Genomic DNA, 13,014 nt, shown 5'->3' on the forward strand with positions numbered 1-13,014 from the left:
CGATGACCACGGCTGAGAAGCTCGCTGATCTGCGCCAACGTCTTCAAACGGCGCAGGATCCAGGCAGTGAGCGTTCTCGCCGTAAGCGCGACGAGGCGGGGCTGACCACGCCGCGGCAGCGCATCAACCGGCTGCTCGATGCCGGCTCCTTCGTGGAGGTCGGCGCGCTGGGGCGCACCCCAGACGAGGCGGATGCCCCGTACTCGGATGGTGTGGTCACCGGTTATGGCCGCATCGACGGGCGCACCGTGGCCATCTACGCCCACGATAAGACGGTCTATGGCGGCTCGGTGGGCGTCACCTTCGGCCGCAAGGTGTGCGAGATCATGGACATGGCCATCAAAATTGGCTGCCCGGTTATCGGTATCCAGGATTCCGGCGGCGCCCGCATCCAGGATGCGGTGACCTCGCTGGCCATGTACTCCGAGATTGCCCGCCGCCAGATGCCGCTATCGGGGCGGTCCCCGCAGATCTCCATCATGATGGGCAAATGCGCCGGCGGCGCCGTCTATGCCCCTGTGACCACCGACTTCGTGGTGGCGGTGGAAGACCGCGCCGAAATGTATGTCACCGGCCCGGCCGTGATCAAGGAGGTTACTGGCGAGGAGATCACCTCCGCCGAGCTGGGTGGTGCCCGCGAGCAGGAGCTCAACGGCAATGTCTCCTATGTGGCGTCCTCCGAAGATGAGGCCTTCGCCTATGTGCAGGACCTCATGGCGCACCTGCCGCTCACCTGCTTCGATGAGGCCCCTGAGTTTTGGGCGCCCAACGATGAGGATGTGGCCCAGGCCAGCGAGCTCGATCTGTTCATGCCGGATGATACGAATGCCGGCTATAACATGCAGGATCTGCTGCCGAAGCTGCTCGATAGCGATGATGTGCTGGAGATCCAAGAGAACTTCGCGCCCAATATCATCACCGCTTTTGGCCGTATCGATGGCAAGTCGGTGGGCATTGTGGCCAATAATCCGCTGCACTACGCCGGCTGTATTGATGCTGACGCCTCCGATAAGGCTACCCGCTTCATCCGGATTTGCGATGCGTACAACATCCCGCTGCTCTTCGTGGTGGATACCCCCGGCTATCTGCCAGGCGTGCAGCAGGAGAAGGTGGGTCTGATCCACCGCGGCGCGAAGCTGCCCTTTGCTTTGGTGGAGGCCAGCGTGCCGAAGGTGTCGTTGATCGTGCGTAAGGCCTATGGCGGCGCTTATGCGGCGATGGGCTCAAAGAACCTCTCCGGCGATATCAACTTGGCGTGGCCCACCGCCCAAATCGCGGTGATGGGTGCTGCCGCGGCGGCGGTGATGATTCAGGGCAAGAAGCTGGCGCAGATGCCCGAGGAGCAGCGCGCCTACATGAAGAAGCTGTTCATGGACTTCTATGACGAGAACATGACCAGCCCCTATGTGGCCGCCGAGCGTGGTTATGTAGACGCCATGATCGAGCCCAACAACACCCGCGTGGCGCTGCGCCAGGCCTTCCGCCAGCTCGCCACGAAGCAGGTGGAGGATCTGCCGAAGAAGCACACCATCATGCCGATGTAGGGCACGGCCCCTAAACGCCAGCTCGCACCCCATCTCCCGCCATGGTCGCAGGAGGTGGGGTGCGAGCTGTGCTGGTCCCAGTGGGGCCTAAATGGTGGTGTCGTTCTTCTGGAACTTCAGCGCCACACCTCGCCACCCCAGCAGCAGGAGCAGCGAGACAAGCGATGCCACGAGGATGAAGGACCAGTGCGGCATCTCGCCGTGGCGGAGCCCCCAGATGCCGAGCCCGGCGATCACGCTGCATAGCCACACGCTGATTCCGGCGGGGGCGATGCGCCAAGGCTCGAGGGCCGCGAGATAGATGATGCCCCAGGCCACTAGGGTGCCGATGAGGAAGGGCCAGGCGGTGTCAGCCACCCCAGCGGCGCTGAAGGGCATGGTATCGCTCTGGTGGGCGATGCGGGCGAGCAGGGCAAAGAGGACGATGGCGAGGACATCACCAAGAAAATAACGAGCCATAGGCTCTAATCTACTGACTCACCGGTAGAGGTGGTACGTCCCTCGCGGGTGACGGGCTCTTCATGCTCTTTGATCTCAGGTTGGGGGCGGATGCCGCGGCTGGAAAAGCCGAAGAAGTACACGATCCATCCGAGAATGGTGATGAGTCCGAGACTGATCAGGCGGTAGATAAACACCGCAGAGAAGGCCTGGGCGGCGGTCATGCCGGTGGCCACGAGGGTGCCCATCATGGCGGCCTCGACGGGGCCGAGCCCGCCGGGGGTGACCTGTACGGTGCCGGCGATCTTCGCGGTCACGAACGCTAGGGCGATGCCGGCAATGGTGGTTTTGTTCTCCCCGCCGTAGATATCGGGCAACTGATAGGTCACTGCCCACACCGCGCCCACCAGGGTGACGATGTCGAACACCCAGTTGAGAAAGGACATCGCGGCCGCGTAGAGGAAGGTGCCGAAGCCCATGTGGGCGGCTTTGAGCTGATCGATGTGATGGTTAATCGAGCCCGTGGTGCGGGAGGTGATGGGTTTCAGCAGCCGTTTGAGGGTGTCGGGATTATTGGAGGCCCAATAGGTGAGCGCCGATAACGCCAACAGCACCGCTAGGGTCAGCAGTAGCGAGCCGAGGGAGAGCGAGGCGCCGAGGAAGATGATGGCGATCACGCCGAGAGCCACCAGCCACAGCGTGGACAGGGTGGAGGAGAGCACCAAAAACCAGGTGCTGATGGCGGGGCCTGCGCCCCAGCGATTCATGATTTGATACTGCAACACCGTGGCGAAGGCCGGTCCGCCGGGAAAGGAGGTGGACCACGCATTAGAACCGAAGGTGAGGGCATTGGCCTGGAGGCGGGAGACCTTGACCTTCCCGGCCCGCATGAACACGTACATCACTTCGGCCATGGCCACGAGCGCCAGAATGGAGCTGATGATGGCCAGAGCCATGCCCCGTCCGGCCATGTCGTCGAGCTCCATGAAACCTTCGGCGATAAAGGGCAGGTTATCGCGGAAGATGAAGAGCACAATCCCGAGCACCACTAGCGGGAAGAGCCAGCGCACCCAGGGGTTGCGCAAGAATTGCAGCATCAGTCTCCCTTCGTCGCGGACCCGCGACCATGCTCGCCCTGTTGTTCACTCTGGAGGCGGGCCATGAGGGCATGGAAGGGGATGAGTTGGTTATCGTCCTCGGCGGGGGTGCCACTACGTACCGTGAGATCTTCGGGGTACACCTCAACATTGCCGGGCTCTGTAGCCTCAGCGTAGTCGTTTCGCCCCGCAGTGGTGGGTGCCACGGCGGCGGGCAGCGGCTCTTTGCCGTGGCCCACGTAGTTTGATGCACGCTTGACCCAGCTCGGGGCCCACCAGCTGTCCTCGCGCAGTAGGTGCATCACGGCCGGCACGAGGAACATGCGTACGATGGTGGCGTCGAGAAGCAATGCGGCGATCATGCCGAAGGCGATGTATTTCATCATCACAATGTCGGAGAATCCGAAGGCGCCGCAGACCACGATCATGATCAGTGCCGCGGCGGTGATGATAGAGCCGGTGTGGGCGGTGCCATAACGGATCGCTTGGTCGGTGGTGGCGCCGCGGGCCCGGGATTCCACCATGCGGGAGACCAGGAAGACCTCGTAGTCGGTGGACAGGCCGTAGACGATGGCCGAGATGAGCACCAGAATCGGGCTCATCAGTGGGCCGGGGGTGAAGTTGAAGAGGCTGGCGCCGAGGCCATCCACGAACATCCAGGTGAGCACACCCAAGGTGGTGCCGAGGGTGAGGATGGTCATGATCACGGCCTTGGCGGGCAGGATGATCGAGCCGAAGACGATGCTCATGAGGATGAAGGTGGCGGCGATGATGTACAGCGCCATCCACGGCAGCCGGTCGAAGAGCGCCTCGATGGATTCAATCTCGAGGGCAGGGGTGCCGCCAATGTAGAGCTCCACACCATCCGGGGTGTCGATGTCTCGGAGCTGATCCACCACGGCTTTGTTCTGCGAGCGGTCCTCAATACCGGCCGAGAGGACAGTGGTGCCGTTCTCGGTGGGGGAGGAGGGAGTGAAGCGCCCGGTGAGGCCATCGATCTGGCTAGCCTGCTGGTAGATGCTGACAAGCCCGGCATTATCGGCGCCCGTGACCACCAGCTTGATGGGCTCGGTGCGGTATTGGGGGAAGTTTTTGTCGAAGCTTGCCTGGGTCTGGCGCACGTCATTAGTGGGCGGCAGGTACGTTTCATTGATTCCGCCGAAGCTCACCCCGCCCAAGGGGATGGTCAGGGCGATGAGCAGCCCGGTAACGCCGAGGGTGACGGCCTTGGCGTGGCGCATGGACCAACCGGCCAGTCGTGCCCACAGGGAGCTATCGATGTCTTCTTTCTTCTTCGACACCGAGCGCACCCGCAGCTTGTTGATGTTTGGGCCCAGCATGCCAAAGAGAGAGGGCAGCACCGTGATGGACAAGATCGCCGCCAGGCCCACCGCGGAGATCGCCCCATAGGCGATGGACTTGAGGAAGGCTTGGGGAAACACCAGCAAACCGGAGAGGGCCACGGCCACCATGGCAGCCGAGAAGACCACGGTTTGGCCCGCGGTGGCGGTGGTGATGGCCACCGCGTCACGCACGTCGCGGCCGGAGTCCATCTCTTCGCGGAAGCGGGAGACCATGAACAGCCCGTAGTCGATAGCCAGGCCTAGGCCGAGGAGCGTGACCACTGACATGGCGAAAACGTTGACCTGGGTGATACCGGCGAGCACGCTGAGCACGCCGAGAGATCCAAGAATGGAGAGAATGCCCACGATCAGCGGCATCACGGCGGCCACCAAGGAGCCGAAGACGATGAGCAGCAGCACGCCCACTAGGGGAAGGGCCACCAGTTCGGCGCGTTTGATATCGCTCGACATGCCCTTGTCGAGTGCATCGGCGATGGCGGTGGCACCGGCCACCTCTACCTTCACGTCTTCGCCGAGCATGTGCTCCGGCGGGGTGAAATCATCGCCTACCGCGCGGAAGTCCTTGAGGGTTTGTTCCCCATCGCCCTTCAGCCCCACCGCGGCGAAGGCGAGATGCTTATCGGCGGTGGCCAGCTGATCGTTGCGATTGTCGAAGTAGCTGTTGATGTGGGAGATCTGCTCGGGGTGCTGCTCCTGCAGCTGAGTGAGGAAGCTGCGGGCCTTGTCCACGGTGGCAGGATCGTCCAAGGGGCGATCCGAGGTGGATTCGAATAGCAGAATCACGTCGCCGTTGTTATCGCGGCCGAAGGTGTCCAGCTCGATCTGGGCAGCCTTGGTCGAGCTGGAACCTGGATCGTCCCAGCCCTCTTGGCTCATGCGATCTTCCAGCTTGGTGCCGGCCAGCGCGTAGAGCGCCAGAATCACCAGCACGATCACCGCCGGAACGATGCGCCGGAAACGGTAGGACAGCAGTCCCCACTTGTAGAACATGGTGTAGCTCCTCGTCTATCCCCGTGGCCTAGTGCGGCTTGGAATTCAGCAGCGCACGCAGCGGACGGAAGGGCAGCAGCCAAGCGCCGTCTGCGGGCAGGTTGTCCAGGGTGACCCGCGGCAGCGGCTCGAGGAAGACGCCGTCAATATCCTCGAGGTCAACAAAGCGCAGCGACTCCGAGGCGGTGGCCCACGAGCAGTGCTCGTGGAAGCCGAGCACGGTCACAGGCACCCCGGTGGCGGCGATGCGTTCGAGGGTCTCCTGGAAGTTACGGCCATCGGCGCTGGCCACCACGAGCCCCTTGAGTACGCCCTCCGCTTCTCGACGCTCAATATGGCGGATCATATCGGGATCCACATCGGAATCCTCCGCCGTCTTGGGCTTGGCGAACACCGCGAAACCCATATTGCGCATGGCATCGACCCAGGGGCGTACTGCCTCGGCGGCGTCGGGGGAGACATTGGTAAAGACCGTGGCCTCGGGATCGATCTCTGGGTCGATGGAGGCGGCCTCATGGATCAGCCAGCGGCCCACCGCGTCGAAGCGTGGGCGCTGGGAGCCGGAGGGTCGGCCACCCAGTAGCGCGCCGAGGCCCATGTCTAGGTTCGGGCCGTCCCACACCAGGAGCATGTTGGCGGGGCCGACGCGCCCCGAATCGTCATAGCGGTGGTGCAGCTCCACGAAATCATTCATGGCTAGTTCTCCTTCGCGGTGGGCTCGTCGCGCTTGCGCCAGAGATATTCCCGAATCACGTGGCTTTTATCGAGGCCCTTGCCTTCGAACTTAGTAATAACCTGCCGGTCGGTGAGTTGGGGGCACTCGGGCCACGGCCAGCCCATGTACTCGAGCGCGGGTTCGACATCAACGAGCTCATCGATCCATTCGGCGTAGTCGGCGTGATCGGTGGCCACATGCAGCACCCCGCCCGGCTTAAGCCGAGAGGCGATCAGGCGCAGCGGCCCCGATTGGATGATGCGGCGCTTATGGTGGCGCGCCTTGGGCCAGGGATCGGGGAAGTAGATGCGTACCCCGTCGAGGGAGGCGGGGGCGATCATGCGGTTGAGAACCTCGATGCCATCGCCGCGGACCATGCGGATGTTGTCGATGCCTTCGCGCACGACGCTGCCTAGCAGCTTCGCCAGCCCGGGCTTGTAGAGCTCCACGGCGATGATGTTGGTGTCCGCCTCCTTGGGGGCCATCGCGGCGGTGGAGGTGCCGGTGCCGGAGCCGATCTCCACGATGGTGGGGGCCTGCCGGCCGAACCACTCGGCGGGGTCGATGCGTTCATCGGAGAGCACGGTGCCCAAGCGGGGCCAGTGCTGCTCCATGAGGGCCTGTTGATTATCGGTGAGGGTGCCGCGGCGGAAGCTCACCGAGCCCAGGCGCGGATAATCCAGCCCATCATCGAATTCGGACTGGAGGGGCCGCCCGCCCGGAAGGTCTCCCACGGTACGTTCCGTGGGGGTGTGTATGTGCGGGGCGGGGGAAGAGGGGGACGCCGCAGAGGGGGTGCGGCCGCCCGCAGAGAGAGAATCAGGGTTATCAGTAGTAGACACTCGACACATTCTGCCAAGTAGTGAGGTAAAAGTTCAATAATAGCCAGTGTCCGTATGGTCATCTTCTGGGGGAGCTATATCGAGCAAATACCCCCAAAGTGGGGCAGGGTGGCAGCTGTCAAAGTGTGACTTAGGCCCGAAACGCCGCGCAGGAGCTCACCAATCCAGCGAATATACGTACCTTTTGGCGAACGCGATCCAAAACACGGCTTCATCTCTTGGGCACCTAACTAATCTTGGTAGTGGAAGTCTGTCGAGTGACGCACATGTCTGGAGAAGCGATGACCGCTATTAAGGGCCTAGAGGGCCCCGCACCCACCAAGAATGAAGAACTGCTCACCTGGATTGCCGAGGCTGTGGACCTCTTCCAGCCGGATCGGGTGGAGTTCTCTGATGGCTCCCAGGAAGAATGGGACCGACTCGGCGCAGAGCTCGTGGAGGCGGGCACCCTGATCAAGCTGAACGAGGAGAAGCGGCCCAATAGCTTCCTCGCTCGCTCGAACCCCGCGGACGTTGCTCGCGTGGAATCCCGCACCTTCATCTGCTCCCACACCGAGGAGGGCGCCGGCCCCACCAACAACTGGGCCGACCCGGTGAAGATGCGCGAGGAAATGCTGGAGCAGTACAAGGGCTCCATGAAGGGCCGCACCATGTACGTAGTGCCCTTCTGCATGGGCCCGATCGATGATCCCAGTCCGAAGCTGGGTGTGCAGCTCACCGACTCCGCCTATGTGGTCATGTCCATGCGCATCATGACCCGCATGGGGCAGGAGGCTCTGGACAAGATCGGCGAGGACGGCGATTTCGTGCACTGCCTGCACTCCGTTGGTGCGCCCCTGGAGGAGGGCCAGGAGGATGTTCCGTGGCCCTGCAATGACACCAAGTACATCACCCAGTTCCCGGAGACCAAGGAGATTTGGTCCTATGGCTCCGGCTACGGCGGAAACGCCATCTTGGCCAAGAAGTGCTATGCCCTGCGTATCGCCTCGGTGATGGCGCAGGAAGAGGGCTGGATGGCTGAGCACATGCTCATCCTCAAGCTCAACTCCCCGCAAGGGAAGTCCTACTACATGGCCGCTGCTTTCCCCTCCGCCTGCGGTAAGACCAACCTAGCGATGCTCGAGCCCACCTTGGAGGGCTGGACCGCCGAGGTGGTGGGCGATGATATCGCCTGGCTGCACTTTGGCGAGGATGGTCGCCTCTACGCCGTGAACCCGGAGAATGGTTTCTTCGGTGTGGCCCCAGGCACCAACTACTCCTCTAACCCGAACGCCATGCGCACCATGGAGCCGGGCAACACCCTGTTCACCAACGTGGCACTCACCGATGACGGCGATGTCTGGTGGGAGGGCCTGGAGAACAAGCCTGAGCACGCCATTGACTGGTTGGGCAATGAGTGGACCCCGGATTCGGGACAGCCGGCCGCCCACCCGAACTCCCGCTACTGCGTGCCGATCGCGCAGTGCCCAGTGGCTGCCGAGGAGTTCAATGACTGGAAGGGTGTGCCGATCGACGCCATCCTCTTCGGTGGTCGCCGCCCCGACACGGTGCCGTTGGTGACCCAGGCACACGATTGGAACCACGCCACCATGATCGGCGCGCTGCTTGCCTCCGGCCAGACCGCCGCCTCCGCCGAGGCCAAGGTCGGCTCGTTGCGCCATGATCCGATGGCCATGCTTCCTTTCATCGGCTACAACGCTGGTGACTATCTGCAGCACTGGATCGACATGGGCAACAAGGGCGGCGAGAAGATGCCGGCCGTGTTCTTGGTCAACTGGTTCCGCCGCGGCGAGGACGGCCGCTTCCTGTGGCCGGGCTTCGGTGAGAACTCCCGTGTGCTCAAGTGGATCATCGACCGCATCGAGGGCCGCGTGGGCGCCACCGAGACCGTGGTGGGATACACCGCCAAGGTAGAAGACATCGACCTCACCGGTTTGGACACCCCGGTGGCCGATGTGGAGGAGGCCCTGACCGCCCCCGCTGAGCAGTGGGAGGGCGATGTGGCCGATAACCAGGCGTGGCTGGAGAAGCTTGGCCCCAAGGTTCCCGCCGAGGTGCATGAGCAATTCGCCGCGCTGAAGAAGCGCATCGAGGACGCCAAGTAACCTCAACCTTCCAGACAGACCCTCCCTGCCCGGTTCCCGCACCGCGCTGGCATATGAACTCACTCGCCGTGAGAAGCCAGCGCGGCGCGGGGGCCGGGCAGCGTGCGTATCGAGCATGAGTGCCTACGGGCGGCTCTCGCGACCGAGCAGCCCCAGCGACCGAGCAGCCGTGGTGTGCGAGCGGGCACAGCCGACCGAGCTGGCCGCGTGCCGCCTGCCGTGGGGTGTATTCCTTCGCTAAACTATCCCAGTGAATTTAATGTCGCGTGGATAAATCGCGGATGAACACGGAAACGGACGTGCATGAGGGATATGCCAAGCGCTCAGCGGGGGACAGGCTCACACCACGGCCAGTACACGGCAGTATCGACTGCGGCGGACGCGCCCACAGATAGCTCCGCGGCAGAGTGGGAGCGCGCCCTCAAGGGGCCTCCGGCAGGCCGGCACTCCCGCGCAGCGCGCACCGGGGCGGGGGTGCTATTTCCGGCGCGAGTGTGGGTGCTGGCCATGGTGTTCGCGGCGCTGACTATGTGGCTGTTTCGGCGCTCCGGTTTTCCCGATGATCTCGCCTCCTGGTGGATCGCGGGCTCGCTGGTGGCTGATGGCCAGGCGCACGAGATATATGCGGTTGATACTTCAGACTTTGCGGCATTCGATAGCCAGGCCTGGGCTGAGCAGGCGGCACTCATTCGTGATGTATCGCCCTATCCGCACCCGTATGTGCACATTCCTTTGGTGGCCTATGTGCTGGCCCCGCTTACCCAGATAATGTCCTTTTCCTTCTTCGCCACGCTGGGTGCGGGGATCAGCGGGGCCTGCGTGGTGCTGATCGTGGCCTCTGGGATTGGGCTTTTTACTCGCTCGGCGCCGTCCACCACGGCGTTGTGGATTGGCAGTGTGCTGCTGTGGCTGTGCGCGGCCAATCAGATGAGTATCACCCTGGGGCAGTCTTCGCCGTTTATCTACGCCACCATCGCCGTGGCCTTGGCGCTTTCGGAACGCCGCCCGGTGATCGCCGGTGTACTCATAGGTATCGCGGCGCTGATCAAGATCACCCCGATCGCGCTGATTGTGGTGTTGGTGGGCTTCGGCTCGCGGCGTCGCGCCGGGCTGGTGGGCTTGGGGGTGGTGTCCGCTGGGGCGGTGCTCACCTTGCTGCTGGTGGATTCGGCGGTGATCTCGGCGTGGCGGGAGACGATCTCGTGGATGAGTTCCCACACCTTGGCGGTACCGATTAATGCCTCTCTCGATTCGCTGTTCGCCACCCGCACCAATATGGATGTCCAGGTGGAGGCGATTGCTGGCACGCCGGCCGCGGCGATCGTGATTAATGGCATATACGTGCTGCTGGTGGGGCTTGGCTTGGTGCTGCTCATGGGCACCCAGTCGCGCCATAAGTTTGAGATCTCGGCCGTGGCGATCTTGCTGGTGGCCACCTCGGTCTCCGGGGTGGTGTGGCTGCACTATGGCCTAGTGGCGTTTTTGCCGCTGGTAGGGGTGCTCATTCTGCACCGCCGCTACTGGGTGCTGGGGGTGGTGCTCTTCGCCTTCCCGCCGCTGGGCGGGCATTTCATGGATATGGAGACCACCCCGGGGGCGGTGCCCTGGGCGCCGCTGGCGCTCATGGTGATTCCCACCTTGTTGTTGGTGGCCGGTGAGGTTATCGGCACCCAGGGGTTGTCCTTCCGCTCGGTGTGGCGCGGCATTCTGCACGAGATAGGGGCCCAGCCGGCCCCGCCGCCGCGGCCTGCTCGAAGGGGCGCTGTGGCCCCTGTGGTGCCCGCGCGGGCTGAGTATCGCGGCCGGCCTGCGGACTCGCGTCCGCGCCGCGCCCAGCGCTAAACTGCGCGGTTATGGTTTCCTCTGCAGCCCGCGCGCCTCATGTGTCCTCTGTGCCTACGCGGGGGATCTTCTCGGCCCCAGTGTGGCTGGTGGCGGCGGGTTTCGCGGCGCTGACGCTCTATACCCAGCTGCGCCTGTCCACCCCGGACGATGCGGCCAGCTGGTGGATCGCGGGCCGGTTGGTGGCCACTGGGCATGCGGATGCGCTCTACTCCATTGACCCACAGGACTATGGCCTGTACACCGGTCCGGAGTGGTCTCACGAGGCGGGGCTCATCGCCGATCACACTATGGTTCCGCACCCTTATGTGCATGTGCCCACGGTGGCCTATGTGCTTGCCCCGCTGACGGCGATCATGAGCTTTCCCGTGTTTATCGGCCTCGGTGCGGTGATCACGGGGGTGTCGCTGACGCTGATGGTGGCCGCGGCGATCGCGATGTGGAGCGATCAAGCTCCCCGTCCTGGGGTGGTGATGGCTGTGACCGCGCTGCTGTGGGTGAGTGCGCCCGCCCAGGCCAGTATCACGCTGGGCCAGACCTCGCCGTTCATTTATGCGCTCATCACTCTGAGCGTGGCGTTGAGCCGCCGCCACCCTTGGGTTGCTGGGGTGGTGATCGCGGTGGCGAGCTTCATCAAGATCACCCCGATTGCCGTGGTGGTGGCCATGCTCTTTTTCGCTTCTCGACGCCGCGCCGGGGTCATCGCCACGCTCCTGCTGGGCATCGCCGGGCTGCTGTCGTTCCTGCTCATCCCGCGGTCAGTGATCCAGTCCTGGCAGGAGACGGTGGGCTGGATCGGCTCCCATACGCTCGCCCCGCACAATGTGGCCATCGATGCGCTGCTGATCTCTCCGGTGCACACCGATGCCATCGTGGGGGTCTTTGAGGAGTCCTCCCCGTGGGCGCTGCCGCTGAAGCTGCTGATTGCCGCGATCCTCGCGGTGGGGGCGCTGGCTCTGATGGGGACGCAGAGCACGAAGAAATTCGAGATCCTCGCCGTGGCCATGATGCTGGGCGCCACCGGTGTGTCGAGTGTGCTGTGGGGCCACTACATCCTCATCGCGGTGGTGGGAATCATCGGCCTGGTGGCGCTGTATCGCTGGTGGTGGGCGGTGGCCTTCGTTCTGCTGCTGGTAACGCCCTTCGCTGCCGGCGATGAGCAGCTTTCGTGGGAGGCTGCACCCCTGGTGGCGCTGCTGGTCCCAGCGCTGCTGTTGATGCTGGGCGCGGTGGGCGCCCAGCGCCCTAGCCTGGCGGCGATCGGCCGCGGGCTGCGGGAGGAATTCACCGGCTCCTAGCGGCTAGTTTTTGCGCAGCACAACCACCAGGTTGGATACGGCGAATTCACGGAAGATCGGGATGCGTACGGCCCACCACGCCCACCAGGGGTGGTAGCGAGGGAAGGCCAACACCAGCTGGCCGGTACCTTCGGCCCAGCGGAGCCCTTCCGCGCAGGAGACGTCGAAAAGCGATGTGCCAAAGATATTCTTCGGCTCGTGGCCATGTGTCTTCCGGTAGCGGCGGCGGGCAAACTCCCCGCCCACATAGTGCTGCCACAGCCCGGTTTCGTGGCCGCCGAAGGGGCCGAGCCAGATGGTGTAGGACAACACCATCAGCCCACCCGGGGCGGTGACGCGCAGCATCTCATCGGCCATGGTCCACGGTTCGGGCACATGCTCGGCCACATTGGAGGAATAGGTGATCTCGCAGCTGTTGTCGAGAAAGGGCAGCTGCATGCCGGAGCCGCGCACATCGGTGGCGAGCTCGCCCGGCTCGCAGGAGATATAACGGGCGCCGCGGGCAGCAAACTCCGAGGTGAAATAGCCAGGGCCGCCGCCCACATCCAGTACCCGGGCGCCGTGCAGGGGCACGTCGAAGTCCTCCCCGAGGGCGGCGATGAGATCGGCGGTGTCGCGGGCCAGGCCGGTGTAGAACACATCCGGGTCAGCCTGTTCGAGGGGGAAGGAGCGCAGCAGAGACCACGTGCGCCCAAAGGTGGCCCGCGCGAAGGTCTGCGGTGCGGGCCGCCCATTCAGGCGGTTGAGGGCCGAGCGGAATATGGTGCGCATGGGGCTCC

The 13,014-nt window shown here is 63.8% G+C and carries 10 protein-coding genes; 4 read left to right on the top strand and 6 right to left on the bottom strand.

Annotated features, from left to right (window positions below; translation table 11 throughout):
- The first annotated feature begins 2 nt into the window (after positions 1-2).
- Complete coding sequence (locus CCICO_RS00915; protein WP_018018570.1) at positions 3-1,544, top strand: acyl-CoA carboxylase subunit beta; 1,542 nt, start codon at positions 3-5, stop codon at positions 1,542-1,544.
- 87 nt (positions 1,545-1,631) lie between these two features.
- Here the strand turns inward: CCICO_RS00915 and CCICO_RS00920 are convergent, their stop codons facing one another.
- From CCICO_RS00920 to trmB, 5 genes are read right to left on the bottom strand one after another with little or no spacing between them, the layout of a single operon-like run.
- Positions 1,632-2,003, bottom strand: a complete 372-nt coding sequence (locus CCICO_RS00920; protein WP_018018571.1) for a DUF3054 domain-containing protein — start codon at positions 2,001-2,003, stop codon at positions 1,632-1,634.
- A 5-nt stretch (positions 2,004-2,008) separates the two neighbouring features.
- A complete protein-coding gene (locus CCICO_RS00925; RefSeq protein WP_018018572.1) occupies positions 2,009-3,079 on the bottom strand; it encodes a lysylphosphatidylglycerol synthase transmembrane domain-containing protein in 1,071 nt (356 codons plus the stop codon).
- Entirely contained in the window at positions 3,079-5,433 is a 2,355-nt protein-coding gene (locus CCICO_RS00930) for an MMPL family transporter (RefSeq protein ID WP_018018573.1), read from the bottom strand. Before CCICO_RS00930 ends, CCICO_RS00925 begins: the two co-directional genes overlap by 1 nt.
- A 28-nt stretch (positions 5,434-5,461) precedes the next feature.
- Positions 5,462-6,127 (bottom strand): NYN domain-containing protein, encoded by a 666-nt coding sequence (locus CCICO_RS00935; RefSeq protein WP_018018574.1) that lies wholly within the window; start codon positions 6,125-6,127, stop codon positions 5,462-5,464.
- Positions 6,128-6,129: 2 nt separating this feature from the next.
- Positions 6,130-6,906, bottom strand: coding sequence for a tRNA (guanosine(46)-N7)-methyltransferase TrmB (gene trmB / locus CCICO_RS00940; protein WP_026161255.1), 777 nt, complete (start codon positions 6,904-6,906; stop codon positions 6,130-6,132).
- Positions 6,907-7,271: 365 nt separating this feature from the next.
- On the opposite strand from trmB, the gene CCICO_RS00945 reads away from it, so the two are divergent.
- The 3 genes from CCICO_RS00945 to CCICO_RS00955 all read left to right on the top strand — a co-directional run bounded on the left by CCICO_RS00945 (position 7,272) and on the right by CCICO_RS00955 (position 12,235).
- On the top strand, positions 7,272-9,095 hold the full coding sequence (locus CCICO_RS00945) for a phosphoenolpyruvate carboxykinase (GTP) (protein WP_020384491.1): 1,824 nt from the start codon (positions 7,272-7,274) through the stop codon (positions 9,093-9,095).
- Between the two features lie 303 nt (positions 9,096-9,398).
- Positions 9,399-10,937 carry a glycosyltransferase family 87 protein gene (locus tag CCICO_RS00950; protein WP_083878214.1) on the top strand — a complete coding sequence of 513 codons (1,539 nt, stop codon included), beginning with the start codon at positions 9,399-9,401 and terminating at the stop codon, positions 10,935-10,937.
- 11 nt (positions 10,938-10,948) lie between these two features.
- Entirely contained in the window at positions 10,949-12,235 is a 1,287-nt protein-coding gene (locus tag CCICO_RS00955) for a glycosyltransferase family 87 protein (protein ID WP_083878215.1), read from the top strand.
- 3 nt (positions 12,236-12,238) lie between these two features.
- Here CCICO_RS00955 and CCICO_RS00960 read toward each other — a convergent pair whose 3' ends face one another.
- Positions 12,239-13,006, bottom strand: coding sequence for a class I SAM-dependent methyltransferase (locus tag CCICO_RS00960; protein ID WP_018018580.1), 768 nt, complete (start codon positions 13,004-13,006; stop codon positions 12,239-12,241).
- Between the last annotated feature and the right edge of the window lie 8 nt (positions 13,007-13,014).

The organism is Corynebacterium ciconiae DSM 44920 (genome assembly GCF_030440575.1).
GTDB classification, from domain to species: domain Bacteria; phylum Actinomycetota; class Actinomycetes; order Mycobacteriales; family Mycobacteriaceae; genus Corynebacterium; species Corynebacterium ciconiae.